Consider the following 25,502-nt stretch of genomic DNA (forward strand, 5'->3'; position numbering starts at 1 on the left):
TCCGCCAGGGCCCGGCTGTCTGCGCCCCGACGACGTCCGCCTTCAGTAGCGTGCGAGGCGTCGTGGATGCGACATCTGGCAGGAGGATGGACATGGTTGACGGTCTCAGGAGCGTGCTCGCAGCGTTGGCGGCGATGACGGCCCTTGCAGCGTGCGGGTCAACCGGCGGAGGGCAGTCCGACGACTCGTCGTCGAAGGACGTCACGTCCTTTCTCAACGTCACAGCGACGTCGTCCAGTCCGGCAGAGGCCCTGGACCAGCCCGTGGCTGACCTGGCCTTCTCGGTGGTCTCGCCCGATGGCACGTCAGTGGGCTCGCAGGTCACCGCCGACGACGGGACCGCGTCCGTGCAGCTGGAGGCGGGTGACTACCGGATCGCGATCGACACGACGACCGTTCCACCAGGAATGGCCCTGATCTCGGACCTCACCGAGACAGTCACGATGACCGGCGATGGCGACCTGGCGGTGCCCCTCGCCTTCGGCCCGGCACCGGAGCCTGCCGTCGCCGGGACATCGCGATGGGACTACGCGACGGAGGACGGATACAGCTACGACCTCGAGATCTCGGTCAAGGAACCCGTGGAGGGCGGCGTCAACGGCGACAACGTCATCGGCAGCGTCTGCGACTTCGATCCTGCTCTCGACATCGCCGTGCCCGGCGTCCTGAGGGCGACTGCCACCACGGCTGACTTCGGCACCTCGATCCGCGCGGCCTTCATCGTCCAGCACATCGACGGCGACTACTCCGGTGCAGGCACCCCACCGACGCGCGACGACGACCGCGTCCGCGTGGAGCAGTACTTCTCCTCGGATCCGACGTGCCGCGAGTACTCCAGCACGAATCTCTGGGGCTACGCGGCTCCCGAGGCGTCATCGGTGGCCTTCGGCGATCCAGTCGCCGCAGGTGACACCGTGGAGCATCGATTCACCGTCATCGTGAAGAACTACCGAAGCCCCAACACGCCCGACGGCGACCGTGCGCTGCTCGACTGGATCACGATCCGTCCGATGGCCAAGGGGCCGGGGCGGGTCGGCGAGCCCGGAACCTTCAGCGACCAGAAGGGCACAGACCTGTACAGCAGCAGCGTGGGCCTGACGCTCTCGGGCCGCCAAGTGGGCTGAACCGGAGACCTTCGCGCGTCGACCCGCGTGGCGCACGACACCGGACTAGGCTGACGTCATGGACCGGCGGATCTTCGGTATCGAGAACGAGTACGGCGTGACCTGCTCGTTCAAGGGTCAGCGCCGCCTGTCGCCCGACGAGGTCGCGCGCTACCTGTTCCGGCGGGTCGTGTCGTGGGGGCGCAGCAGCAACGTGTTCCTGCGCAACGGAGCGCGGCTCTACCTCGACGTCGGCAGCCACCCCGAGTACGCGACGCCCGAGTGCGACGACCTGGTCGACCTCGTCACGCACGACCGCGCGGGTGAGCGCATCCTCGAGGGCCTCATGATCGACGCCCAGCAGCGACTCGCCGACGACGGCGTCGAGGGCGACATCTACCTGTTCAAGAACAACACCGACTCCGCAGGCAACTCGTACGGGTGCCACGAGAACTACCTCGTCAGCAGGCAAGGCGAGTTCAGTCGCCTCGCCGACGTCCTCATCCCGTTCCTCGTGACCCGGCAGATCATCTGCGGAGCCGGCAAGGTGCAGCAGACGCCGCGGGGCACGGTCTTCAGCGTCAGCCAGCGCGCCGAGCACATCTGGGAGGGCGTCTCCAGCGCCACGACCCGGTCGCGCCCGATCATCAACACGCGCGACGAGCCCCACGCCGACGCCGAGCGGTTCCGCCGCCTGCACGTCATCGTGGGCGACTCCAACATGAGCGAGACCACGACGCTGCTGAAGGTCGCGACGACCGACCTGGTGCTGCGGATGATCGAGGCCGGGGTGTCGATGCGCGACATGACGCTCGACAACCCCATCCGGGCGATCCGCGAGATCTCGCACGACATGACAGGACGCCGCAAGGTGCTGCTGGCCAACGGCCGCGAGCTGTCGGCCCTCGAGATCCAGGCCGAGTACTTCGGCAAGGCCGCCGAGTTCGTCGACAAGCACGGCCTCCACACGCCCACCATCACCCGGGTGCTCGACCTGTGGGAGCGCACGCTCAAGGCCGTCGAGTCCGAGGACCTGTCGCTCGTCGAGCGCGAGATCGACTGGGTCATCAAGTACAAGCTGCTCGACCGCTACCGCACCAAGAACGGCCTGGGCTGGGGCGATCCACGCATCGCCCAGCTCGACCTGGCGTACCACGACATCCGCCGTGACCGCGGCATCTTCTACCTGCTCGAGAAGAAGGGTGCCGTCGCGCGGGTCACCAACGACCTCGACGTGTTCACCGCCAAGTCGATCCCTCCGCAGACCACGCGCGCCCGGCTCCGCGGCGACTTCATCAAGCGTGCGCAGGAGCGCCGCCGCGACTTCACGGTCGACTGGGTGCACCTCAAGCTCAACGACCAGGCGCAGCGCACGGTGCTCTGCAAGGACCCGTTCCGCTCCGAGGACGAGCGCGTGCAGCGGCTCATCGACGGCATGTGACGTCCCGGCCTTGGCAGAGGCCGATACGCTGATCGGCGTTCTGTGCCCTCGATCGAAGGACGTCCCACGTGCGTCGCATCCTGCTGGTCTCAGCCGCTGCCGCCCTGCTCCTCGCGGGATGTGGCAGCAGCGACACCGACACCACGGTCGGCAGCCTCGGCGACGTCGAGGTCAGCAGCGGTGACACCCCCAAGGTGACCGTCGCGAAGGGCTTCTCGGTCGCGAAGACCGAGACCAAGGTGCTCACCAAGGGCACGGGGGCCGAGGTCGTCTCCGGCGAGGCCGTCAAGGTCAATTACGTCGCTGTGAACGGGCGCACCGGCAAGCAGTTCGACAGCTCGTTCACGACCGGCAAGCCGTACACGGTCGACCTGATCGACGGCAAGATCCTCCCGGGATTCATCAAGGGCCTCGAGGGCCAGAAGATCGGCAGCCGGGTGCTGGTCGCCATCTCGCCGAAGGACGGCTTCGGGCAGGCCCAGAAGAAGCTCGACATCGAGAAGAACGACACGATCGTGTTCCTGTTCGACATCGACTCCACGGTGCCCCCCGAGGCTTCCGGCGCGGCGGTCAAGCTGCCGAAGGACCTCCCCAAGATCGTCCTCGACGCCGACAACCACCCCAGCGGCTTCAAGAAGACCGCCGACACCGCCGCCCAGCAGAGCGACCCCAGCGCCCACGTGGTGATCCAGGGCGACGGGCCCGCGATCGAGGCCGGCCAGACCGTCCGCATGGAATACGTCGGTCAGGTCTACCCCGACGGGAAGATCTTCGACGAGTCGTGGTCGCGTCCTGACGCGTTCATCGCCCCCATCGGCAAGGGCGCTCTCATCAAGTGCTGGGACGACCTGCTCCCCGGTCAGAAGATCGGCAGCCGCGTGGTCCTGGTGTGCCCCTCGGACGTCGCCTACGGTGACGATCCGAACGACGCCAACCGCAGCCCCGACATCAAGGCGGGCGACACGCTGCTCTTCGCGATCGACTTGCTCGACGCTTCCTGACATCCTCCTCCTATGGCCGAGCGCAAGACCGAGAGGTTGATGAACCTCATCTTCGCGTTGCTGGTCAGTCGCCAGTACCTGACGAAGGAACAGATCCGCGAGTCGATCGCCGACTACCGCGACTCGACTCCCCAGGCGTTCGACCGCAAGTTCGAGCGCGACAAGGAGGAGCTGCGTGAGCTGGGCATCAACGTCGAGACCGGGTCGATCGACAAGTACTTCAACGACGAGCCGGGCTACCGCATACGCCGCGACGAGGCAGAGCTGCCCGATCTCGAGCTGACGCGTGAGGAGGCCGCGGTCATCGGCCTGGCCACCCAGGTCTGGGAGCACGCCGGTCTGGCCAGCGAGTCGACCACGGCGCTGGTCAAGCTCAAGGCGATCGGTGTCGACGTCGACACCAGCGTCCTGCGCATGGCCGAGCCGCGGCTGTCGACCGACGAGCCGTCCTTCGACGCGATGTGGGACGCCGCGACCCGCCGCATCCCCATCGCGTTCCACTACGCCCGGCCGGGAGCCGAGGCCATGGAGCGGCACCTGCAGCCCTGGGGCATCCTCTCGTGGCACGACCGCTGGTACGTCGGAGGTCATGACCTCGACCGGGGCGCGCCGCGCATCTTCCGGCTGTCGCGCGTCATCGGCGAGGTGACGACCGAGGGCGAGCCCGGCTCGTACGACGTGCCCGAGGGCGTCGACATGAAGACCATCGCGCGTGAGCTCTTCCCGCCCGAGCCCGAGACGGCGGCCGTCCTCCACGTCCGCACCGGTCGCGGGCAGTCGCTGCGCCGCATCGCCGAGAAGGTCACCCCGCTGGGCGACGGCATCGACGAGGTGCACCTGCGCTACTCGTCCCCCTGGGAGCTCGCCTCCGAGGTCGCCTCCCACGGTCCCGACGTCGTCGTCGTGTCGCCGCGGGACGTGCGCGACGCGGTCGTCCACCGACTCACCGCGGCCGTCTCCGGACGCCTGGAGGGACGGTCATGAGCCGCTCACGGCAACAGGTCGTGCGCATGCTGGCCCTCGTGCCGTACCTGCAGGGCAATGACGGCGTCCCCGTCAACGAGGTGGCCGCCGAGTTTGGCGTCACGCCCAAGGTCATCCGCGACGACCTGCGGCTGCTGATGTACACCGGCACGGGGGAGTACGCAGGCGAGCTCATCGACTTCGACCTGACGGCGCTCGAGCAGGACGGCATCGTCCACATCCGCGATGCGGAGTTCATGACCCGTCCGCTGCGCATCAGCGCGCGTGAGGGCATCGCCCTGATCGTCGCGCTGCGCACGCTGCGGGCGTCCGCCAGCGGCCTCGAGGTCGACGTCATCGACAGTGCCCTGGCCAAGCTCGAGAGCGCCGTCGGCGACACCGTCTCGGCGTCGGTCGACGTGCTGCTCGACAAGGTCGACCCCGCGATCCACGGGACGATCGTCGAGGCCCTCACGGGCCGCAAGCGGCTCGCGTTGACCTATGCGACGGCTTCGCGCGACGAGCGGTCCGATCGCGACGTCGACCCCAAGCGACTGTTCACCGAGCAGGGCAAGCTCTACCTCGAGGCCTACTGCCTCAAGGTAGAGGACATGCGGTTCTTCCGCCTCGACCGCATCGTCTCGGCGGACGTGCTCGCGGTCGACGCCGAGGACCACGACGACGCCCCGCGCGATCTGTCCGAGGGGTTCTTCACGGTGGGGGAGGAGACCCCGTTCGTCGTGGTCGATCTCCACCCCAAGGCGCACTGGCTGACCGAGTACTACCAGGTCGACCTCGTCTCGCAGGACGACGACGGCATCTGGCGGGCCAAGATCTACGGGGCCGACTGGTCGTGGCTGCGCCGGCTCGTGCTCCGCAACGCCGGCAGCGTCTCGGTGATCGAACCGGACACACTGCGTTCACAGGTGGTTGACGACGCCCGGCTGGCCCTGCAGGCGTACAGTGATGACGTCGTCCCTAAGGAGTCATGATGTTCCGTCAGATCGGTCCCACCGAGATCCTGATCGTCCTGGGAGTCGTGCTCCTGCTGTTCGGCGGCAAGAAGCTCCCCGAACTCGCGCGCGGTTCAGGCAAGGCCCTGCGCATCTTCAAGTCCGAGGTCAAGGCCATGAACGACGACGACGAGCAGCCCGAGACGAAGCCGGTCCGTCCGGCGTCGCTCGAGGCCGTCGAAGCCGCCGAGGCCGACAAGAAGCGCGAACAGGCCTGACGCTTGGCGCTGACCAGCGGCAAGCCTGCTCCCGCACCGGGCGGCTCGATGCCGCTCATGGAACACCTGCGTGAGCTGCGCACGCGACTGACCCGTGGGGTCCTGGCGATCCTGCTGGGCACCATCGCCGCGTGGATCGCGTACGAGCCGATCCTCGACTTCCTCACCCAGCCGTACAACGACATCCGCCCGCTGCTGGCCGATCGGGGCATCGAGACCGATATCGTCATCACGGGCATCGGCGGAGCATTCCAGTTCCAGCTCAAGATCTCGCTGGTCGTCGGCATCCTGATCTCCAGCCCGCTGTGGCTGTGGCAGATCTGGGCGTTCGTGCTGCCGGCCATGCACCGCAACGAGAAGAAGTGGGCCGCGCTGCTCACCGCGGCGGGCGCGCCGTTGTTCGTCGGTGGTGCCGCCCTGGCCTACGTCGTGCTGCCCAAGGCGATGGACGTCCTGATCGGCTTCGTGCCCGAGGGATTCGGCTCTCTGGTCACGGGCGCGGAGTACTTCGACTTCATCATCCGGATGATGCTGGTGTTCGGCGTCGCCGCGGAGATTCCTCTCATCGTGGTGATCCTCAACCGCATCGGCGCGGTCAGTGCCGTCCAGCTGGCCAATGCCCGGCCGTGGACCATCATCAGCATCTTCGTGTTCGCGGCCGTGGCCACGCCCACGACCGACCCGCTGACGATGCTGTTCCTCGCCGCGCCGATGGTCGTGCTGTACCTGATCTCCGAGGTCATCGCCAAGCTCACCGACCGCAAGCGTCGCAAGATCGCCGATGCCGGTGTCGCCGACGACGAGGCCGCACCCATCGACGGTCCGGCCGAGCTCGGCGGCCCGTCCGACCTGCGCGACTGACCTGTGCGCCTCGCCCTCGTCGTCAATCCGGCGTCCGGACGGCGACGCGCGCCCGCCATCGCGGATCGCGTCGCTGGGCGGCTGGCTCGCGCCGGGCACAACATCCAGCTGATCGAGGGGTCCGACGGTCCGTCGGCGCTCCGACTGCTCCGGCAGGCGATCGACACGGGCGTCGACGGTGTCGTGGTCGTGGGCGGGGACGGAGCAGTCCACGACGTCCTCGACCTCGTGGCCGGCACCGAGCTCGTGCTCGGACTCGTCCCCGCCGGAACCGGCAACGACACGGCCCGTGCGCTCGGCATCCCGACCAAGGACGTCGACGGAGCGATCGACGTGCTGCTGGCCGGACACGTGCGGACGATCGACCTCGCTCGCACGGGCACCACCGACGTCGTGACGGTGATCGCCTCGGGATTCGACTCCAAGGTCAACGAGCGCGCCAACGACATGACGTGGCCCCGCGGCAACATGCGCTACAACTTGGCGATCGTGGCCGAGCTGCGCGCGTTCGAGCCGCTGGAGTTCACGCTGACGCTCGACGGCAGCACGATCCAGCGCGAGGCGATGCTCGTGGCCGTCGGCAACGGACCGTCGTTCGGCGGTGGCCTGCGCATCTGCGAGGGTGCCGTGATCGACGACGGCCTGCTCGACGTCGTCGTCATCAATCCCGTCAGCAAGGGCAAGCTGCTGCGCGTGTTCCCGCAGCTCTACCGCGGCACCCACGTCCGTCTGCCGGAGTTCGAGCGCCACCTGGTGCGCGAGGTGACGCTGTCGTCGCCGGGCATCGTCGCCTACGGCGACGGCGAACGGCTCGGGCCGCTGCCGCTCACCACGACCGTCCGACCGGGCGCGTTGCACGTCCTCGTGCCTCGCCCGCCCGCGTAGGCTGGAGCCATGAGCAGCCCGGCGGAGAAGTACGCACAGTCCCGCACGAGCAGGCAGTATCCGCACCTGGCCGAGTTCCGCGGGCTCTACGACTTCGGGCTCGACGGCTTCCAGGTCGAGGCGTGCAAGGTCGTCGAGGACGGGCACGGCGTCCTGGTCGCCGCACCCACCGGATCCGGCAAGACCCTGGTGGGCGAGTTCGCGGTGCACCTCGCCCTGCAGACCGGCCGCAAGTGCTTCTACACGACCCCCATCAAGGCGCTGTCGAACCAGAAGTTCACCGACCTGGTCGAGCGCTACGGGGCCGAGAACGTCGGTCTGCTGACCGGTGACAACACGATCAACGGCGAGGCGCCGATCGTCGTCATGACCACCGAGGTGCTGCGCAACATGCTGTACGCCGGCTCGCGGACGCTCGACACGCTCGGCTACGTCGTGATGGACGAGGTGCACTACCTCGCCGATCGCACGCGCGGAGCGGTCTGGGAGGAGGTCATCATCCACCTGGCTGAGTCGGTGTCGGTCGTGGCGCTCTCGGCGACGGTGTCGAACGCTGAGGAGTTCGGCGACTGGCTCACCGCGGTGCGGGGTGACACCGTCACGATCGTCGAGGAGCGTCGGCCGATCCCGCTGCACCAGCACGTGCTGGTCGGACGGAAGATGTTCCCGCTGTTCGAGCCCAGCCCCGACGACCGAGGCGTGGAGGTCAACAAGGCGCTCGAGCGTCTGGCCCGCGAGGACTGGCAGCTGACCCGCACGATGCGGGGGCACAAGGCCAAGGGCGGACGCCGGCCTCAGAGCCGCAACCGCACGCCCAGCCGGGTCGACGTCGTCGAACGCCTCGACGCCGAGGGCCTGCTGCCCGCCATCACCTTCGTGTTCAGCCGCGCGGGCTGCGCCGCCGCGGTGCAGCAGTGCCTCGACGCGCGGCTCTCGCTCACCACGCCCGAGGAGCAGGCTGAGATCACGGCGTTCGTCGACGCCGCCTGCGCCCACCTGCCCGAGGCAGACCTGCACGTGCTGGGCTTCTACGAGTTCCGCGACGGCCTGGCCCGCGGCATCGCGGCGCACCATGCCGGCATGCTGCCGACGTTCAAGGAGTGCGTCGAGGACCTGTTCAGCGCCGGCTTCGTCAAGGTCATCTTCGCGACCGAGACCCTCGCGCTGGGCATCAACATGCCGGCCCGGTCGGTCGTCATCGAGAAGCTCTCGAAGTGGAACGGCGAGACGCACGCCAACATCACGCCGGGGGAGTACACCCAGCTGACGGGCCGCGCCGGGCGCCGCGGCATCGACGTCGAGGGGCACGGCGTCGTGCTCTGGCAGCCAGGCCTCGACCCCAAGCAGGTCGCCGGCCTGGCCAGCACCCGCACGTATCCGCTCAACTCCTCCTTCCACCCCTCCTACAACATGGCCGTCAACCTGGTCGGCCAGGTGGGCCGCGGTGTGGCCCGTGAGCTGCTCGAGCAGTCGTTCGCCCAGTTCCAGGCCGATCGGGCGGTCGTCGGCATGGCGCGCACGATCCGCAAGGCCGACGACACGCTCGAGGGATACCGCGAGAACGTCGTGTGCGACCGCGGCGACTTCATGGAGTACGCGTCGCTGCGCCGCGAGCTCACCGACATCGAGGCGTCCGGCTCGAAGGCCAGGCGGCAGTCCGAGCGCGAGGACGTCGCGCGGTCGCTGGTCACGCTGCGACCGGGCGACGTCATCCACGTCCCGGTCGGCAAGTACGCCGGCATCGCCGTCGTGCTCGACCCGGGCCGTGTCACCGACACCGAGGGACCACGCCCCATGGTGCTGACGGCGAGCCGCAACGCCCGGCGACTCGCGATGATCGACTTCACGGTGCCGGTCGTCCCGCTGACCACGATGCGCATCCCCAAGTCGTTCAACGCCCGCAACCCCCAGTCCCGCCGCGATCTCGCCTCGGCCCTGCGTCAGCGCGCCGACGGCGTCGCGTGGCAGCAGGAGAAGCGCAACCGGGCGCAGCCGTCCCGCGAGGACCCGCGCATCGGCGCGATCCGCGAGAAGATCCGCGACCACCCCTGCCACCAGTGCCCCGACCGCGAGAAGCACGCACGCTGGGCCGAGCGCTACCTCAAGCTCGAGCGAGACACCCAGAACCAGCGGGGACGCATCGAGCAGCGCACCAACACCGTGGCCCGCCAGTTCGACCGCGTGTGCGAGGTGCTCGACGTCCTGGGCTACCTCGACGGCGACGAAGTGACGGCCGACGGCAAGAAGCTCAAGCGGCTCTACAGCGATGTCGACCTGCTCGTCAGCGAGTGCCTGCGCAAGCACGTGTGGGACGGGCTCGACGCCGCCGAGCTCGCCGCCGTCGTGAGCGGCCTGACCTACCAGTCGCGCATGGCCGAGGACGTGCCGGCACCACGGCTGCCGACCCAGCACGTGCGGGAGGTCGCCGCCACGATGTCCGGGTTGTGTACCGATCTCCAGCAGCTCGAGCGCGAGCACCGGGTCAAGTTCCTGCACCAGCCCGACTTCGGCTTCTCGCAGGCCGTCTGGCAGTGGTGCAACGACGCGACGCTCGACGACGTCCTCGGCGAGATGGACCTCGCGGCCGGCGACTTCGTGCGGGCCATGAAGCAGCTCATCGACGTCACCGCACAGATCGCCGATGCCGCCGGTGCCGGACCGCTGCGCGACACCGCCCGCGATTCGCTCGACCTGCTGCGCCACGGCGTCGTGAGCTACACCAGCATGAACGCGTGATGTTCAGCTATCGTCGCGGTGCAGGATCTCGTCTCTGCTCGACGTGAGCAGCTTGATGCGGTGCCGGATAGTTCTGGGCGTCAGCCACTGACCTGCCAGTAGGGCCAGGAAGATCCCCGTGGCCAGCAACCACCACGGACTGTCTGCCACGAAGACGATCGACGCTACCGTCAGCGCCGCGAAGAGGACTGAGCCGAAGGTGCGCTGCCTGAGGTTGGCGTCCAGCTGATGGGTTGCGGCGCGCAAAGCAGCTGCACGGAGCTCCGGATCTACTGGGACAGGCCCACGCCTCGATGCCCGCATCACGGCGCTGACCTGATGCGGGGAGATGTCGCCGATCGCCGACCGTTGCCGACGTGCTTGACGAGCCGTCACAGGACCCATGAAGGCCCCGAAGATCACTCCGCCGACAAGGCCCCCCAAGGCGCTGGAGGCGACACCGCCCGACTCGGCGACGAGTGAGTACAACGTCATAGCGGTGCCATAGATCGATCCGAAGACCAGCGACAGCACCCACCACGAGGAGTGAATCAGACGATTGCGCACCGCTTGAGTGTTTCTCACGTGACTCAGATGCCAGCGTCCGGGCTGGCTTTGTGTGGTGTTTCTGCTTGAGTGCTCCTTATTGGCGCAGGTGCCCGAGGTCTCGTCCGGGCAGGACGGGTGGTGGGGTCGACGTGTACGTGTGGCCGGTGGGGGTGGTCCACTTCGTGATCTTGCCGTCTCCGGTGACCTGCCATCCGGGTTGGTGCTTGATGGTGTGGGACCTCTTGCAGAGGCCTTGGGCGTTGTCGGCGATGGAGGGGCCGGCGTGTTGGTGGGATCGGATGTGGTCGTCGTCGCGGATTGCGAGGTCGCATCCGGGTTGGCGGCAGTACTTGTCACGGGCTCGGACGTGGGCCGATGTGGTGCGGTCGAAGCGGCGGCGGCGCTTCTCACGCACGAGCAGGGTGCCGTCGACGGGGTCGACCAGCAACCGGCGGACCGACGCGGTCTTGGCTCTGGCGATGATGTCGTCGGCGACATCAGGCGCGATGGGCCCGTAACCGGTCAGCTCGACCGGGGTGTCGCCATCGGGCCCCGCCAGGAGGGTCTTGGCGTCAAGCACGAGCTGCAGCTCGACATCGGCACCGTCGGCATAGGCCAGGCCGGTGACTCGCTCGACCAGTGTCTGGCACATGATCTGGCCACGGGTGCGGGGGTCACCGGTCGACCGGAGACCTGTGGCCCAGTCGTCCAGCGTCTTGTACGCCGCAAGGATCTGTTCGGCCGGGCCACGCACAATCATCGTCGCGACCCCATCAGCCTCAGGGGCCATCGTCACCCTCGCGTCGGCACGGTTACGACGCGACCGCTCGTACGCGGCCTCAGCATCGATGCCGATCACGACACGTGCGGCGCACTGACGTGCCTGCACGGTCGTCATCCCGACGATCTTGCCGGCGATTTCCGCATCGGCCACGACCATGTCGTCGACGTGCAGGCTCTGGGTCTCGCGGGCGACGGCGCGGGCGGTGGCCTCGCTGATCGTCCCGTCAGCGAACAGGGCGAACACCTGCGGCAACCGGTCCATGCCCATGGCGAGCTCGAGCTGGGTACCAGCTGCAGTCGGGCCGATCATCCGGGCCATCGAGACCTCGCCGATCACCGACAGGCACGGATCACCAGCACCGACCATCAGCTGGGTGCGTTCGTCGAGCAGCGCGACGATCTGCCGGACCTGCTCAGCCTGCGCCGCCCGCGCAGCACGGTCGAGGGCCTTGATCGCCTCGACCCGCTCATGGCCAGCCTCGATCACCGGCAGAGCGTCGAAGTCGAAACCACGCACCTCATCCAGGACCCGTCCCGGTGCCATGGTCTCGAACATACCTCCAACCTAGACGCCACCACCGACAGAAAAACTCTGCCATCCCAGCGCTTTCCACACCTCGAGAAAAGGAGTCAGCCGCGGGCCTTCAGCGCCCGCTCAGCGACGGTGCCAAGGCCCCACGTGGTGCCGAACGAGGTGAAACCGTCCGTGTCGACCGCGCCGTCGAGCGCGGGGATCTCGCAGACGTCGCGCTTGACCGCGACGACCTCGCGGGCCGCACGGATGTAGTCGACCGAGTCGAGCAGCGACTGACGTACGCGGGGCTTGATCGACGAGGAGTCGTCGCCGGCTGCGGTGATGATGCCGTCGAGGTCGCCAAACTCCTCGATCAGCGCCGCGGCGGTCTTGTCGCCGATGCCGGCGACACCCGGCAGGCCGTCGGACGGGTCGCCCCGCATGACGGCGAAGTCGACGTAGTCGGCGGCACCGATGCCGTACTTGGCGCGGATCCACGCGTCGTCGACGACATCGTGCTTCGAGACGCCCTTGGCGACGTAGAGCACGCGGACGTCGCGGGCGTCGTCGACGACCTGGAAGAGGTCGCGGTCGCCCGTCACGACGTCGACGGGACCGTCCCACAGCGTGGCCAGGGTGCCGATGACGTCATCGGCCTCCGCATCAGCCGCGCCCACGACGGGGATGCCGAGCAGCGCGAACGCCTCCGCGATGAGCGGCACCTGCGGCCCGAGCAGGCCGTCGGTCGTGTCGGCCTCGCCGCCGTCGGCGTCGAGCCGCTGCGTCTTGTAGGTGTCGACGAGGTCGACCCGCCACTGGGGGCGCCAGGCGTCGTCCCAGCACGCCACGACGGCCTCGGGCTCATACTGCGTCGTCAGCGACGACGTGAAGTCGAGGATGCCGCGCAGGGCGTTGACCGCTGTGCCGTCGGGTGCCGTGAGCGTCTTCGGGATGCCGAAGAAGGCCCTGAAGTACAGGCTCGCGCTGTCGAGCAGGAGAAGACGGCCGCGGGTCTGGGACATGCCCCGAGCCTAGAGGCCGCGACTACGACTCGCGGGGTCCCTCGCCGAGCTCGCGCTGCTGCCTGGCGCGGTAGGCCTGACGCTGCTCCTCGGCCCGGGCTCGCAGCGCCCGCTGGTACTCGGCCTCCGCATCGGGATCGGGGTCGACGTGGTGGGCGGGACGCTCGCGGTCGTACACCGCCGGGACAGCCGTGCCGCGGTTGCCCTTGTAGGGCAGATCAGCGGGTGCCTGCGGGCGACCGGCGATGAGCCACGCCAGCGAGCCGACGGCCGGCAGGAACAGCACCAGCAGCACCCACATGGTCTTGGAGAGATTGCGGCAGAGACTCTCGTCGGTCGTGATCACATCGATGAGGCAGAAGATCCACAGCCCCAGGACCACCACGCTCAGCAGCCCGTCCATGTACAGCACGTCGCGTCTCCCAGCTCGTCGTCGGTCAGGACATCCTGTCAGGCCGCGAGGGTCGCGTGCACGAGAACGGCCACGATGATCCCACCGGTATCGTCGACGCGTGAGCACATGGCGCAAGGCACAGCAGCTGGCAGCATCCAACGGCATCGACGCACTCCTGGTCACCCCGGGCGCGGATCTTCGCTACCTCACGGGTTACGTGGCCCTTCCGCTCGAGCGGCTGACGTGCCTGGTGCTGCCCGCGCACGGTGATCCGACGCTGGTCGTGCCGGCGCTGGAGCGTCACGCCGCCGAGGCGTCCGGGGTCGACGTCGAGATCGCCACGTGGGGCGAGACGGACGATCCGTTCGCGTTGGTCGCCGGGCTGGTCGGCGATGCGGGCACGATCGGCGTCGACGACCACATGTGGGCCTCGCGGGTGTTCGCGCTGGGCGAGGCCATCCCGACCGCCGACCAGGTGCTCGCGGGCTGGCTCGTGCAGCAGCTGCGCATCCGCAAGGACGCCGACGAGGTCGACGCGTTGCGCCAGGCGGGGCTCGCGATCGACCGGGTGCACGGCCGCGTGGACGAGTGGCTGCGTCCCGGCCGCACCGAGCGTGAGGTGGGTGCCGACATCGCCCGGGCGATCATCGACGAGGGTCACGAGACGGTCGACTTCGTGATCGTCGGCTCCGGTCCCAACGGGGCATCCCCGCACCACGAGCTGTCCGACCGCGTCATCGAGGCCGGAGACCCTGTGGTCGTCGACATCGGCGGCACGATGCCGTCGGGCTACTGCTCCGACAGCACCCGCAACTACCTGGCCGGGGGCGCGGTCGACCCCGCCTACGCCGACGCGTATGCCGTCCTCGAGGAGGCGCAGCGGGCGCAGCTCGAGCACGCGCGACCCGGGGTCACCGCCGAGTCCGTCGATGCCGTCGGGCGCCGGATCATCGCCGACGCCGGCTACGGCGACCTGTTCATCCATCGCACGGGCCACGGCATCGGGCAGGAGACCCACGAGGAGCCCTACATCGTCGAGGGCAACGACCTCGTCCTCGAGGAGGGCATGGCGTTCTCGATCGAGCCCGGCATCTACTTCGACGGACGCTTCGGTGCGCGCATCGAGGACATCGTCGTCTGCACGGCGGACGGCCTCGAGGTGCTCAACAACACTCCGCGCGGGCTCGTCGCGCTGTGACGCCCCGCCGGCTGGGGTGGAAGGCCGCCTGGCCGGCCGCGGCGGCGCTCGGCGTCGTCTCGTCGTTCAACTTCGACCCCGTCGGTGCGCCGTTCGCGATGGTCGTCGGCGTCGCCGGGCTGATCGGCGTCGCGCGGGGCCTGTCTGACGCTCGCAAGCGGACGGTCGCCGTGGCCGGTCTCCTGTACGGGCTCGGCTTCATGGGTCCGCTGATCTGGTGGATGAACGCCGTGAGCCAGGGCGCGTACATCGGCCTGGTGCTGGCCGAGGCGCTGTTCTTCGTCCCGATCATGCTCGCCCTGCGGGCTGCCGTCCGTCTGCGGGCATGGCCGCTGTGGGGCGCTGCCGTGTGGGTCGCGGGGGAGTGGGCCCGTGGCCGGTTCCCGTTCACGGGGTTCCCGTGGGGACGGTTCGCGCACACCTCGATCGACACGCCGTTCTCGTCGTACGCACGACTCGTGGCGATGCCCGGGACGAGCGCCGTGCTGTTCGTCGTCGCCGCGCTGGTCCTGATCGTCGTGCTGGGGCCCGGGGTTCGGGCACGTGCCGCCGCAGGAGCCGGCGTCGCGGCGCTACTGGGCATCGGGGTGCTGCTGCCGACCGGCATCGCAGGCGCCGACGGGACGCGTCAGGTGGCGCTGGTCCAGGGCGACGTACCCGGGGTCTTCCTCACCTGGCCGCGCGGAGAGATCTTCGACCTCCACGTCGCCGAGACCGCGCGCCTGGTCGAGAAGATCCGCGACGGCGACGTGCCGCAGCCCGACATGGTGCTGTGGCCGGAGAACGCGACCGACATCGACCCGTACCACGACGAGCTCGTCCGGTCGCAGATCGAGAACCTCTCCGCGCTGCTCAAGGCACCGATCCTGGTCGGCGGCATCTTCGATGGCCCCACGGTCGAGACCGCACGCAACTCCGGCGTCGTCTGGACGGCCGATGGTCCCGGCGACCGCTACGACAAGCTCAAGCCCGTCCCGTTCGGCGAGTACGTGCCGTTCCGCAAGCAGGCCGGCGTGATCGTCAACCGCCTCGCCCGGGACATCCCGCGCGACATGCTCCCCGGTGACCAGCCGGGAGCCATCACGATCGGCGACACCCGCATCGGTGACACGATCTGCTACGACATCGCCTACGACAGCGTGACCCGCCGGGCGGTCGACGGGGGAGCGCAGCTCATGGTCGTCCAGACCAGCAACGCGGCGTTCACCGGCACCTCCCAGCCCGAGCAGCAGTGGGACATCTCGCGGCTGCGGGCCATCGAGACCGGACGCTGGGTCGTCGTCCCGTCGACCAACGGCATCTCCGGGGTCGTCGACCCGTCGGGACGCAGTGTCGAGCGCGCGCCCCTGCACCAACCGGCGACGATCAGCGCGAAGGTCACCCTGGCGTCCGGCACGACTCCGGCCCTGGTCATCGGCCGCTACCTCGAGTGGCTGCTCGTCGCGGGCGGGTTCGGTGCCTGGTGGCTCGGCACGCGCCGCAGACGATGAAGGACCCCGGCCGGAGCCGGGGTCCCTGTCGTACGTCGCCTTTGGTGACGCGTGACCTAGGCGGTCTTCTTCTTCGCCGCCGACTTCTTGGCCGGACGGTGCAGGTGCGGCGGACCGATCTCGCCGCCGCGGAGCAGCTCGAGCCGCTCCGTCAGGATCTCCTCGAGCTCGTCGACCGATCGACGCTCCAAGAGCATGTCCCAGTGCGTACGGATCGGCTTCTCGGCCTTGCCCTCGGGCTTGACACCGTGAGCCAGCTGTCCGACCTGACCCGTCTTGGGGTCTTCCCACTCGAACGGGATCTCGGCCTCGTCGGCCATGACCACCGTGAACGTGTGGCCGTCGGCGCAGACGTACTCGACCTGCTGTCGGGGAGCCATCTCGACTCCGCGCTCGTCCTCGAAGCTCTGCGTCCCGAGTCGAGCACCTCGCAATGCACGTTCAGCCATGTGCGTCCCCTTTCGTGTGCCTTACCAATGTCCAACGTAGATGACACACATGAGATTCCCCTGAGCGGGTTTTTCTACACAGTTGCCGGTGAGGACGCGCGGTCGCCGGTCAGCGGCGGCACCTTGAGCAACGCCAGCAGGCCGACCAGGAGCACCAGCATGATGCCGATGATGCCCCACCGGTCGTCGCCGAGGGCGAACGCGAACAGGCCGAAGAGCGTCGGTGCGAGGAAGGATGCCGCCCGCCCGGTCATGGCGTAGAGGCCGAAGTGCTGGCCCTCCTTGCCCGGGGGCGTCAGGCGCACGAGGTACGTGCGCGAGGCCGACTGCGCCGGGCCGACGAACAGGCACAGCACCAGGCCGAACACCCAGAACGCGGCCATGCCGTCGAGGAACAGCAGGATCGCACCGGCGCCGAGCATCGCGAGCAGCGAGAAGACGATGACGCGTCGCGGGCCGAGCCGGTCGTCGAGCCTTCCGGCGACGATCGCTCCCGCGGCGGCGGCGACGTTGGCGGCGATGCCGAACGGGATCACGGTGTCGTCGGTGAAGCCGTAGACGCTGACCGCGATGACGGCGCCGAAGGTGAACACTCCTGCGAGGCCGTCGCGGAACAGGGCGCTCGCGATGAGGAACTGCAGCACGTGACGGTCGTCGCGCCACATCGTCCGGATCTCGGCGAACAGGACCCGGTACGACTCCCGGAAGCCCACGTTCGGCACGGGGCTGGCGTCAGCCGGAAGCTCCGGCACCGCGAAGAGCACCGGGATCGAGAAGACCAGGAACCACACCGCGGCGACGACGGCGACCCACCGGATGTTGAGACCGTTGTCGGTGCTGACGCCGAGCAGCCCGCCGTCGCCGGAGATCAGTCCGACGTAGACGATGATCAGCAGGACGATGCCGCCGAGGTAGCCGAACGCCCAGCCGACGCCGGAGACCCGTCCGACGGTCTCGGGGGTCGAGACCTGACGCAGCATCGAGAAGTACGGCACCTGCGCGAGCTCGAACAGCACCGTGCCGACGGCGATCAGCACGAGGCCGAGCCACAGGTACGAGGGGCTGTCCTCGACCAGGAACATCAGGGCAGTCGTCACCACGACCGACAGCGTCAGCAGCGCGAGCGAGCGCTTGCGGTGCCCCGACGCGTCCGAGCGCTGGCCCATGACGGGTGCGAGCACCGCGATCACGAGGCTCGCGGCACCGACCGACCAGCCCAGCCAGGAGCTCGCCGAGACCGGTCCCGACAGGTCGTCGCCGACCGAGTCGGTCAGGTAGACCGAGAAGACGAAGGTCACGATCACTGCGTTGAACGCGGCCGAGCCCCAGTCCCACAGGCTCCACGCGATGACGGGCCCGCGCCGGGTGGCGTCGGCGACGGCGGAGGAGGCGGGGGAGCTGCTCATCGTGGGTCCTTCCAGGAACCTCGTGCGGTCAGGACGTCCTTGAGCACATCGGTGCGATCGGTCACGATGCCGTCGACGCCGAGGTCGAGCAGCCGGTGCATCTCGGCCGCGTCGTCGATCGTCCAGACGTGCACCTGCAGCCCCAGGGCGTGTGCCTTGTGGACGAAACCGGGGGTCACGACCTGCACCGGTCCGTGGTCGACCGGCACCTGCAGGCACACCGGAGCCAGCCTGAGTCGGCGCAGCAGCATCGTGGGCAGCAGCTTGACCAGCGCGGCCTCGACGCTCGACGCCGAGGTGGCGACCCCGGGCAGCAGCCGGCGGGCCTGACGCAGCCGGCGGTGCGAGAACGACGCCAGCAGGGTCCGGTCGACGACGCCGAGGCGACGGACGAGCTCGCAGGTCGCCTCGACCACGTCGGCGGACTTGAGGTCGATGTTGAGCCGGGCGTCGCCGAAGGTCTCGTACAGCGCCTCGAGCCTCGCGAACGGCTCACGCTGGTCGAGTCGTTGCAGGTCGAGCGACTCGGCCGTCAGGTCGCTGACGGCGCCGGCGTTGCCGGTGAGCCGGTCGAGCGCGGCGTCGTGGATGGCGTAGACCACCCCGTCCGACGACGAGCGCACGTCGGTCTCGAGGTAGCGGAAGCCCAGCTGGTAGGCGTGGGCGAACGCCGCCATCGAGTTCTCGATGCCGACGTTGTCGCCCACACCCGATCCTCCGCGGTGCGCGAGGGCCAGGGGAGGGGAGTCGAGGTAGCCGGACACGCCCCCACGCTAAGCCCTCGCAGGTGCAGCTGCGCTCAGATGTCGCGGAAGGTCTCGATCTGCGCGCCGAGGGCGTTGAGCCGCTCGGCGAGATCCTCGTAGCCGCGGTTGATGACGTAGACGCTGCGCAGGACGCTCGTGCCCTTGGCCGCGAGCATCGCCAGCAGGATCACGACGGCCGGACGCAGCGCCGGAGGGCACACGAGCTCGGTGCCGCTCCAGTGCGTCGGACCCTCGATCAGCACGCGGTGAGGGTCGAGCAGCTTGACCGACGCACCCAGCTTGTTGAGCTCGGTCAGGTAGATCGCCCGGTTCTCGTAGACCCAGTCGTGCAGCATCGTCTGGCCCTCGGCCGTCGCCGCGATGACGGCGAAGAACGGCAGGTTGTCGATGTTGAGGCCCGGGAACGGCATGGGGTGGATCTTGTCGATCGGGGCGTGCAGCACAGATGCGTGCGTCGTGATGTCGACGAGACGGGTCTCGCCGTTCTCGGCGGGGTACTCCTCGGTGCGATCGTACTCGAAGCCCATCTCCTCGAGCAGGGCGAGCTCGATCTCCATGAACTCGATCGGCACCCGGCGCACCGTGATGCTCGACTTGGTGACGATCGCCGCCGCGATGAGGCTCATCGCCTCGATGGGATCCTCGCTGGGGGCGTACTCGACGTCGCAGTTGATGACGGGCTTGCCGGTGACGCGCAGCGTCGTGGTGCCGATGCCGTCGATGCCGACACCGAGCTTGACCAGGAAGAAGCACAGGTCCTGCACCATGTAGTTGGGGCTGGCGTTGCGGATGACGGTGACGCCGTCGTAGCGGGCGGCCGCCAGCAGCGCGTTCTCGGTGACGGTGTCGCCGCGCTCGGTCAGGACAATCGGACGCTCGGGGCCGGCACCCGCGGCAGCTGTGGCGTGGTAGCTGCCCTCGGTCGCGACGACCTTGAGGCCGAACGGACGCAGCGCCGTCATGTGCGGCTCGACGGTGCGCGTGCCGAGATCGCAGCCACCGGCGTACGGCAGCTCGAAGTCGTCGTAGCGGTGCATCAGGGGGCCCAGGAACATGATGATGCTGCGGGTGCGTCGAGCGGCGTCGGCGTCCATCGCGGCGAGGTCGAGCTCGGCCGGCACGACCAGCTCGAGGTCGTTCTCGGCGTTGAGCCACGTGGCCTTGACGCCGATCGACGTCAGCACCTCGAGGAGTCGGTTGACCTCCTCGATGCGGGCGACCTTGCGCAGGACCGTGGTGCCGGCGTTGAGCAGCGAGGCGCACAGCAGGGCGACGCCGGCGTTCTTGCTCGACTTGACGTCGATCGTGCCCGACAGCGTCGTGCCACCGGCCACTCGCAGGTGGCTGGGGCCGGACGTTCCGACGCTGACGAGCTCGGAGTCGAGGGCGCTGCCGATGCGGGCCAGCATGTCGAGGGTCAGGTTCTGCTGACCCTTCTCGATGCGGTTGATGGCGCTCTGGCTGGTCTTCAGCTCGGTCGCCAGCTCAGCCTGGGTGAGCCCGCTGTGCTGTCGAGCGTCCCTGATGAGGGCCCCGATGCGGGAGGGGTAGTCGTCGCGAACACTCATGTCGGCAACGTTATCTCAGTTATGAGATAACTCAAACGACCCGGTCTGGTCGACGAGTCGTGCGTCGTCGACACCGCCGTGCCCCGACACCTGGCCCCAGTAGATGCCGTAGGCGACGTCCGAGATCGTGCAGTCGTGGATGGGGAAGATCGTCGTGGGGGAGACCCGCTGGACGAAGTCGACCGTCTCGCTCGACTTGGCCCAGGGTGCCGACAGCGGGACCGCGAGGACGTCGACGCCGTCCGGTGCGTACTCGTACGTGTCGCCGGGGTGGAACAGGGTCGGCTCGCCGGGCGCACTCACGATGACGCCGACGTTGCCGATGCGGGGGATCGACGGCAGGATCACGGCGTGCTGCGCACCGACGCCGCGCAGCGTCACGGGTCCGACCGGCGTGTCGAGGCCGTCGGCGTTCTCGGCCCACGACCCGAACGACACGAGGGCGGCGGTCTCGGGGTCGCACAGCAGCAGGGCGTCGGGGTTGTGCCCGAGCAGCGCCGGCGCACGGTCCTGGTCGAGGTGATCGGGGTGCTGGTGCGTGACGACGATCGCATCGAGGCCCGTGAGCTCGAAGACCTCGCCGGTGCTGAAGGTGCCGGGATCGATCAGGATGCGGGTGCCGGCGACCTCCACCAGCACGGCGGCGTGGCCGAATCGCGTGATGTCCATGCCCCCATCGTGCACCAGCAGCCAACCGGCGGCCCCGCTGCTACGAACACCGTGCATGGGACTGATCCACGACGCGTACGCGCTGATGTCCGGTGTGCTGGCCCCCGTGACGGTGAACTATGGCCGATCGCTGCAGTTCGCGGGCCGTGATCTTCCGCGTCCGGTCGGGCGCCGGGTGCTCACCCGGCACGGGCGCGTCAAGGTCGACGTCTACCTGCCGCCCGGGGTGACGTCACCGCCTGTGTACGTGCACTTCCACGGCGGCGCGTTCATCATGCGGTACCCGAAGATGGATGACTTCTTCTGCCGGTTCCTGGTGGCGGAGGCGGGTGTCGCCGTGGTGAACGTCGACTACCTGGTCGCTCCGCGCGTGCGGTACCCCGTGGCGCACGAGCAGGCGCACGACGTCCTCGCCTGGCTCGGCGAGCACGCAGGGGAGTGGGGTCTGGACGCCCGACGCATCACGGTGGGGGGCTTCAGCGGTGGCGGCAACCTCGCGGCGTCGGCCTGCCTGCAGGCCCGCGATCTCGGGACGGTCACGCCGCTGCTGCAGCTGCTCGCCGTCCCGTCGCTCGACGTCGCCGGCGACGTCCACGCCAAGCCGTCGACCATCGCGCACCCGATGATCGGTCCGGAGCTGCTGACGCTCGTGCGTGCGACGTACTTCAAGGACGCCGCGCGGCGCGCCGAGCCGTATGCGTCGCCGTTGCTGGCCGAGTCCGTGGCAGGGCTGCCACCTGCGGTCGTCTTCACGGCCGCCCACGACTCACTCCGGGCAGAGGGCGATGCGTATGCGGCACGCCTCGCGTCCGAAGGGCTGCTGGTCGAGCACCGGGTCGTCCCGGGGCGCGATCACTACTTCTTGGACGGCGACGACCCCGTGCAGGCTCGTGGGCTGCTCACCGACCTCGCGGCTCACGTGCGAGCGGCGACGTCCTGACGGCGCGCATTTGCCATCGAGCGCCGTGTCGGCAAGTGTGGATGTTTGGCCACGACACCGAAGAATGGGAGAACGACATGCTCACCCTGACCGACACAGCAGCCGACATCGTCAAGCAGATCGCTGACCAGGTGCCCGACGCGGACGCCTCCGGACTGCGGATCAGCACAACCGAGCAGGGGGCCGAGACCGGCCTCACGTTGACAGCCGCCGCTGTCCCCGAACCGGGTGACCAGGTGCTCGACGAGCACGGAGCACGGGTGTTCCTCGACGAGACCGCCGCGGCGATCCTCGACGACAAGGTGCTCGACGCCCAGGTGCAGCCCGACGGTGCCGTCGCCTTCGACGTCGCCCAGCAGAGTTGACGACCGCGTCAGTGACGCTCCTCCAGGCCGACGGCCTCGCGCAGCTTGCGCGCGGCCTCGGCCAGGTCGGGATCGTTCCGACCGCCTGAGACCATCAGGTCCGACAGGGCCTCGGCGATGACGTTGAGCTTCTCCTGCGAGGCCTCCTCGGCTCGCCTGCTGGCGTTCTCGAGCAGCACGAGCAGGAGCAGGGAGATGACCGAGGCAACCGTGTGGATCGCGACCTGCCACGCCTTCAGGTCGGGCCACAGCGGCACACTGACGAACCAGATGATGACGATGCCGGCGCACAGCCCGAAGAACGGCGCACGGCTGACCCGCTGGTAGGCGGCCTCGACGAACCGGTCGAACGGCGAGCGGTCGTCGCCGCGGGTCTGCACCTCGTGCGTCTTCATGGCGTGAAACCTAGTGCTGAACCGGGGCGTCCGCGAGTGATGAGCTCGAGATGCATCCGTCGGTCGTCCGACGTAGCGTGGGCGACATGACTGAATCGAACATGCATTCGACCAATGACAATGACGTGCTGGGAGCCGGAGAGCCGAGCTCGACCGAGAAGGATCCCGATGACTGGGTCACCGGCGACGAGCCGATGACCGGTGCTCAGCGCAGCTACCTCGACACGCTGGCTCGCGAGGCCGGCGAGACGCTCGACGCCGATCTCACCAAGGCGCAGGCGTCCGAGCACATCGAGCGACTGCAGGGCGTGACGGGCCGCGGCGCAGACAGCTGAATCGGCACGGCAGCACCCGCCCTTCAGGCTGATCACAGTTGTCCGATAATGCACATTATGTTAACTAACGGCACGTGTCACCGAAGTGATGAGGTGTCGGCCAGGCGGCCGAGCCGACGAATACATGACGTTGACCACGAGTAGGCCTGTGGCGCATCAACTGAGTCATCCGCGAGAATCGGGCCGTGAGATTTGCGTGGATTGATGAGCGTCCGTTCAACTACCTCGACGACGACGGCGTGCTGAATGGCTGTGACGTCTCGCTCGCCCGTGCAGCATTCGCCCGTCTCGGGGTTCATTTCGAGGCTGCCTGCTCGTCATGCGGAGACGATTGACGGCTACCGATCGTTCGCGGCCGCTGGCCTCACACTTGCTGTGCTGCGAGACCAGGTGCAGGCAGAGAATGCCGTGCGGAACGGCCTGCCCCGCGATCAACTGATCTACTTCGACGAGTACGACGATGCTCTTTCAGCCGTGCTCGACGGGCGCGCTGGAGGCTATGCGAGCGTCGCGCTCGCGCACCGGGAACACCTCGCCACCGATCCGTCCCTCGCCGACCTCGCGGTGGTCACCGTGCCCGACCAGGAGGTTCCGCCCGCCACAGGTGCTTTCGCGTGCGCCTCGCCCGCCACCCGTGACGCCCTCAACATCGCTCTGAACGACCTGCTCGGCGAAGCAACGCCCGACGAACCTTCACCCGACTCTGCCTCCTGGCCGAGTGCATAGTCCAGACGAATACGTCTGAGGATGGCGCGGCGGGGCGATGGCGACGAGCTCGAAGCCAGCCGAATGCAGACCGATCCAGAACGTGGTCCCGCTCCCCCGTGGATCACCCCCACCGACGTCATCGAGACCAGGCGCCTCAGATGAGCCGACTGTGCCGAGACGGCTGCATTTCGATGACAGCGGTGTGACAGCGGGGTCCTGGCGTCAGTTCGGCTGGTGGCATGGACGCGTCGCGGCGTGCGCGGTCGGTTCCGAGGTTTCGGTGAAGCACGTCGTGGCATCCGTCGTCCACCAGTAAGGAACGCACTGCCATGGCTCAACCAGCCGAGACATCAACGATCCAGAGATCGAACACTCCCCGCGGCCGCCTGCTCGGCATCGACGTGCTGCGGGCCCTGGCCATCATGGGCATGGTGTGGTCCCACTTCACCATCGGGTCGTGGGCACCCGTGCCGGCCAACGCCCCTGCGCCCGACATGTCGGCGGCCGGCGCGTTCGACACGACCGCGTGGCAATGGATCACCATCGTGCTCGGACTCCGGCCGCGAGACATCTTCTTCGTCCTCGCCGGACTCACCGTCGCCCTGGGAACCGGCGGCTTCCGTCGTTACCGCGGACGTGAGCTCTTCGGGAGCTGGCGCAAGCTCGGCATCAGGGCCGTCTTCCTGTTCGTCGTGGGTCTGTCGCTCGGGCAAGCAGGGTTCGGCGGCGTCGAGATCCTGACCTACTACACCCTGTGGATCATCATCCTCATGCCGTTCACAGTCCTCGGCGCTCGACCGCTGCTGTGGTGCGCGGGCGTCTTCAGCGTCGTCACCCCCGTCGTCAAGATCCTGCTGAACAACGCCGGCATGTTCGACCCCTCGATGCACGACATGCGGCTCATGGACGACGTGTCCGGGTTCGCTCTCCTGGTCCACCCGGAGGCGTGGGGACCCTTCTTCAAGGCTCTTGTCTTCGGCAGCGGCGGCGTCACGCAGGACACCATCGCGATCCTGCCGTTCCTCTTCCTGGGACTGGCTCTCGGCCGGCTCGACCTGAGGGACCACGCCACACGCGTGCGCATGGCGGTGTGGGGCGCAGCCGTCGGCGTCGGTGCTCTCGTGGTCGGCCTGGTGTCGCCCGCGCTCATCGGCTCAGACAAGGCCTTCGCCGCGAGCGAGAAGTCGGCCAGCCCCGACGTGCCCTGGCAGTCGCTCCTGTCGCACGCGGCTCCCGGACCGACCACCCCCTACTTCAGCATCGTGGACTGCGTCATGGTCGCCGGACTGATCACCGCGCTGCTCGGCGCCTTCCTGATGCTCATGGAGCGGACAGGCGCGAAGCGGTTCCTGTGGCCTGTCGCCGCCTTCGGCAGCATGTCGCTGACCTGGTACTGCGTGCACTTCCTCGTCACCGGCAACGGCACTCCCCTGGGGTTCATCCCCACCGGCAACGCGCGGAACTACCTCCTGTTCATCGCCGGCGCGCTCATCGTCTCCGTCGTGTGGAGACGATTCTTCACGAGAGGTCCGCTCGAATGGCTGCAGCACGTCGCCGTCACCCGCCTGTCTGGCCGGGTGGCGGCTCCGTGACGAGCTGTCGAATCGCTCAGGAGCGCTGCCTGCTCCGAGGGTGATCCATCGACCACGACACGGCCGATGGGAGTGGCGAATGCCGCGGGTGAGCCTGACTCACCCGCGGCATCCTGCGTTGCTCAGGCTCGTCGTGACAGCCCGACGCGCACCGGGAT

26 protein-coding genes are annotated in these 25,502 nt (G+C 68.5%); 16 read left to right on the forward strand and 10 right to left on the reverse strand.

The genetic code is table 11. From position 1 onward, the window contains the following. The first annotated feature begins 92 nt into the window (after window positions 1-92). The 9 genes from JOF40_RS14700 (at window position 93) to JOF40_RS14740 (ending at window position 10,221) form a co-directional block, all read left to right on the forward strand. Complete coding sequence (locus JOF40_RS14700; protein ID WP_129184189.1) at window positions 93-1,124, forward strand: hypothetical protein; 1,032 nt, start codon at window positions 93-95, stop codon at window positions 1,122-1,124. A gap of 58 nt (window positions 1,125-1,182) precedes the next feature. After that, window positions 1,183-2,544: a Pup--protein ligase gene (pafA, locus tag JOF40_RS14705; RefSeq protein ID WP_129184187.1), complete on the forward strand. Its 1,362-nt coding sequence runs from the start codon at window positions 1,183-1,185 to the stop codon at window positions 2,542-2,544. Window positions 2,545-2,612: 68 nt separating this feature from the next. Next, window positions 2,613-3,545: an FKBP-type peptidyl-prolyl cis-trans isomerase gene (locus JOF40_RS14710; RefSeq protein ID WP_129184185.1), complete on the forward strand. Its 933-nt coding sequence runs from the start codon at window positions 2,613-2,615 to the stop codon at window positions 3,543-3,545. A 12-nt stretch (window positions 3,546-3,557) separates the two neighbouring features. Then, window positions 3,558-4,529: a helix-turn-helix transcriptional regulator gene (locus JOF40_RS14715; RefSeq protein ID WP_129184183.1), complete on the forward strand. Its 972-nt coding sequence runs from the start codon at window positions 3,558-3,560 to the stop codon at window positions 4,527-4,529. Further along, window positions 4,526-5,500 carry a helix-turn-helix transcriptional regulator gene (locus tag JOF40_RS14720; protein WP_129184180.1) on the forward strand — a complete coding sequence of 325 codons (975 nt, stop codon included), beginning with the start codon at window positions 4,526-4,528 and terminating at the stop codon, window positions 5,498-5,500. The genes JOF40_RS14715 and JOF40_RS14720 overlap by 4 nt, the downstream gene beginning before the upstream one ends. Continuing rightward, window positions 5,500-5,739, forward strand: a complete 240-nt coding sequence (tatA, locus tag JOF40_RS14725) for a Sec-independent protein translocase subunit TatA (RefSeq protein WP_129184178.1) — start codon at window positions 5,500-5,502, stop codon at window positions 5,737-5,739. Before JOF40_RS14720 ends, tatA begins: the two co-directional genes overlap by 1 nt. Window positions 5,740-5,742: 3 nt before the next feature. Beyond that, a complete protein-coding gene (tatC, locus tag JOF40_RS14730; protein ID WP_245343142.1) occupies window positions 5,743-6,600 on the forward strand; it encodes a twin-arginine translocase subunit TatC in 858 nt (285 codons plus the stop codon). Between the two features lie 3 nt (window positions 6,601-6,603). Continuing rightward, on the forward strand, window positions 6,604-7,485 hold the full coding sequence (locus tag JOF40_RS14735) for a YegS/Rv2252/BmrU family lipid kinase (RefSeq protein WP_129184176.1): 882 nt from the start codon (window positions 6,604-6,606) through the stop codon (window positions 7,483-7,485). 9 nt (window positions 7,486-7,494) lie between these two features. Next, the gene (locus tag JOF40_RS14740) at window positions 7,495-10,221 is read left to right on the forward strand and encodes a DEAD/DEAH box helicase (protein ID WP_129184174.1); all 2,727 of its coding nucleotides are present in this window, start codon (window positions 7,495-7,497) and stop codon (window positions 10,219-10,221) included. A gap of 3 nt (window positions 10,222-10,224) precedes the next feature. Here the strand turns inward: JOF40_RS14740 and JOF40_RS14745 are convergent, their stop codons facing one another. From JOF40_RS14745 to JOF40_RS14760, 4 genes are all read right to left on the reverse strand, one after another. After that, complete coding sequence (locus JOF40_RS14745; protein WP_129184171.1) at window positions 10,225-10,767, reverse strand: hypothetical protein; 543 nt, start codon at window positions 10,765-10,767, stop codon at window positions 10,225-10,227. 76 nt (window positions 10,768-10,843) lie between these two features. Continuing rightward, a complete protein-coding gene (locus JOF40_RS14750; protein WP_129184169.1) occupies window positions 10,844-12,088 on the reverse strand; it encodes an HNH endonuclease signature motif containing protein in 1,245 nt (414 codons plus the stop codon). Window positions 12,089-12,162: 74 nt separating this feature from the next. After that, the gene (locus JOF40_RS14755; protein WP_129184167.1) at window positions 12,163-13,068 is read right to left on the reverse strand and encodes a 5'-3' exonuclease; all 906 of its coding nucleotides are present in this window, start codon (window positions 13,066-13,068) and stop codon (window positions 12,163-12,165) included. A 22-nt stretch (window positions 13,069-13,090) separates the two neighbouring features. Further along, complete coding sequence (locus tag JOF40_RS14760; RefSeq protein WP_223148478.1) at window positions 13,091-13,471, reverse strand: PLD nuclease N-terminal domain-containing protein; 381 nt, start codon at window positions 13,469-13,471, stop codon at window positions 13,091-13,093. 109 nt (window positions 13,472-13,580) lie between these two features. Here JOF40_RS14760 and JOF40_RS14765 point away from each other — a divergent pair, with 109 nt between their 5' ends. Both JOF40_RS14765 and lnt read left to right on the forward strand, forming a co-directional pair. Continuing rightward, window positions 13,581-14,660 carry a M24 family metallopeptidase gene (locus JOF40_RS14765; protein ID WP_129184163.1) on the forward strand — a complete coding sequence of 360 codons (1,080 nt, stop codon included), beginning with the start codon at window positions 13,581-13,583 and terminating at the stop codon, window positions 14,658-14,660. After that, entirely contained in the window at window positions 14,657-16,150 is a 1,494-nt protein-coding gene (gene lnt, locus JOF40_RS14770; RefSeq protein WP_129184161.1) for an apolipoprotein N-acyltransferase, read from the forward strand. The genes JOF40_RS14765 and lnt overlap by 4 nt, the downstream gene beginning before the upstream one ends. Before the next feature lie 56 nt (window positions 16,151-16,206). On the opposite strand, the gene JOF40_RS14775 is transcribed toward lnt, so the two are convergent. The 5 genes from JOF40_RS14775 to JOF40_RS14795 form a co-directional block, all read right to left on the reverse strand. Further along, window positions 16,207-16,599 (reverse strand): RNA polymerase-binding protein RbpA, encoded by a 393-nt coding sequence (locus JOF40_RS14775; RefSeq protein ID WP_129184159.1) that lies wholly within the window; start codon window positions 16,597-16,599, stop codon window positions 16,207-16,209. A 74-nt stretch (window positions 16,600-16,673) separates the two neighbouring features. Beyond that, entirely contained in the window at window positions 16,674-18,005 is a 1,332-nt protein-coding gene (locus JOF40_RS14780; RefSeq protein WP_129184157.1) for an MFS transporter, read from the reverse strand. Next, complete coding sequence (locus tag JOF40_RS14785) at window positions 18,002-18,769, reverse strand: glycerophosphodiester phosphodiesterase family protein (protein ID WP_129184155.1); 768 nt, start codon at window positions 18,767-18,769, stop codon at window positions 18,002-18,004. The genes JOF40_RS14780 and JOF40_RS14785 overlap by 4 nt, the downstream gene beginning before the upstream one ends. A gap of 35 nt (window positions 18,770-18,804) precedes the next feature. Next, entirely contained in the window at window positions 18,805-20,340 is a 1,536-nt protein-coding gene (locus JOF40_RS14790) for a UDP-N-acetylglucosamine 1-carboxyvinyltransferase (protein ID WP_129184153.1), read from the reverse strand. 15 nt (window positions 20,341-20,355) lie between these two features. Further along, on the reverse strand, window positions 20,356-21,009 hold the full coding sequence (locus JOF40_RS14795; protein ID WP_188111841.1) for an MBL fold metallo-hydrolase: 654 nt from the start codon (window positions 21,007-21,009) through the stop codon (window positions 20,356-20,358). A gap of 55 nt (window positions 21,010-21,064) precedes the next feature. Between JOF40_RS14795 and JOF40_RS14800 the strand changes: the two genes are divergently transcribed. Both JOF40_RS14800 and JOF40_RS14805 read left to right on the forward strand, forming a co-directional pair. After that, the gene (locus tag JOF40_RS14800) at window positions 21,065-21,949 is read left to right on the forward strand and encodes an alpha/beta hydrolase (RefSeq protein WP_188111840.1); all 885 of its coding nucleotides are present in this window, start codon (window positions 21,065-21,067) and stop codon (window positions 21,947-21,949) included. A 77-nt stretch (window positions 21,950-22,026) separates the two neighbouring features. After that, window positions 22,027-22,314: a hypothetical protein gene (locus JOF40_RS14805; protein ID WP_129184147.1), complete on the forward strand. Its 288-nt coding sequence runs from the start codon at window positions 22,027-22,029 to the stop codon at window positions 22,312-22,314. Window positions 22,315-22,322: 8 nt separating this feature from the next. Here the strand turns inward: JOF40_RS14805 and JOF40_RS14810 are convergent, their stop codons facing one another. Beyond that, on the reverse strand, window positions 22,323-22,709 hold the full coding sequence (locus tag JOF40_RS14810) for a low affinity iron permease family protein (RefSeq protein ID WP_129184145.1): 387 nt from the start codon (window positions 22,707-22,709) through the stop codon (window positions 22,323-22,325). Between the two features lie 86 nt (window positions 22,710-22,795). On the opposite strand from JOF40_RS14810, the gene JOF40_RS14815 reads away from it, so the two are divergent. The 3 genes from JOF40_RS14815 (at window position 22,796) to JOF40_RS14830 (ending at window position 25,344) form a co-directional block, all read left to right on the forward strand. After that, on the forward strand, window positions 22,796-23,044 hold the full coding sequence (locus tag JOF40_RS14815) for a DUF3072 domain-containing protein (RefSeq protein WP_129184143.1): 249 nt from the start codon (window positions 22,796-22,798) through the stop codon (window positions 23,042-23,044). Between the two features lie 252 nt (window positions 23,045-23,296). Further along, window positions 23,297-23,770 (forward strand): type 2 periplasmic-binding domain-containing protein, encoded by a 474-nt coding sequence (locus JOF40_RS14825; RefSeq protein ID WP_307800774.1) that lies wholly within the window; start codon window positions 23,297-23,299, stop codon window positions 23,768-23,770. Between the two features lie 311 nt (window positions 23,771-24,081). After that, a complete protein-coding gene (locus JOF40_RS14830) occupies window positions 24,082-25,344 on the forward strand; it encodes a DUF418 domain-containing protein (RefSeq protein ID WP_129184139.1) in 1,263 nt (420 codons plus the stop codon). The last annotated feature ends 158 nt before the right edge of the window (window positions 25,345-25,502 follow it).

This window comes from Aeromicrobium fastidiosum (assembly GCF_017876595.1).
Classification (GTDB): domain Bacteria; phylum Actinomycetota; class Actinomycetes; order Propionibacteriales; family Nocardioidaceae; genus Aeromicrobium; species Aeromicrobium fastidiosum.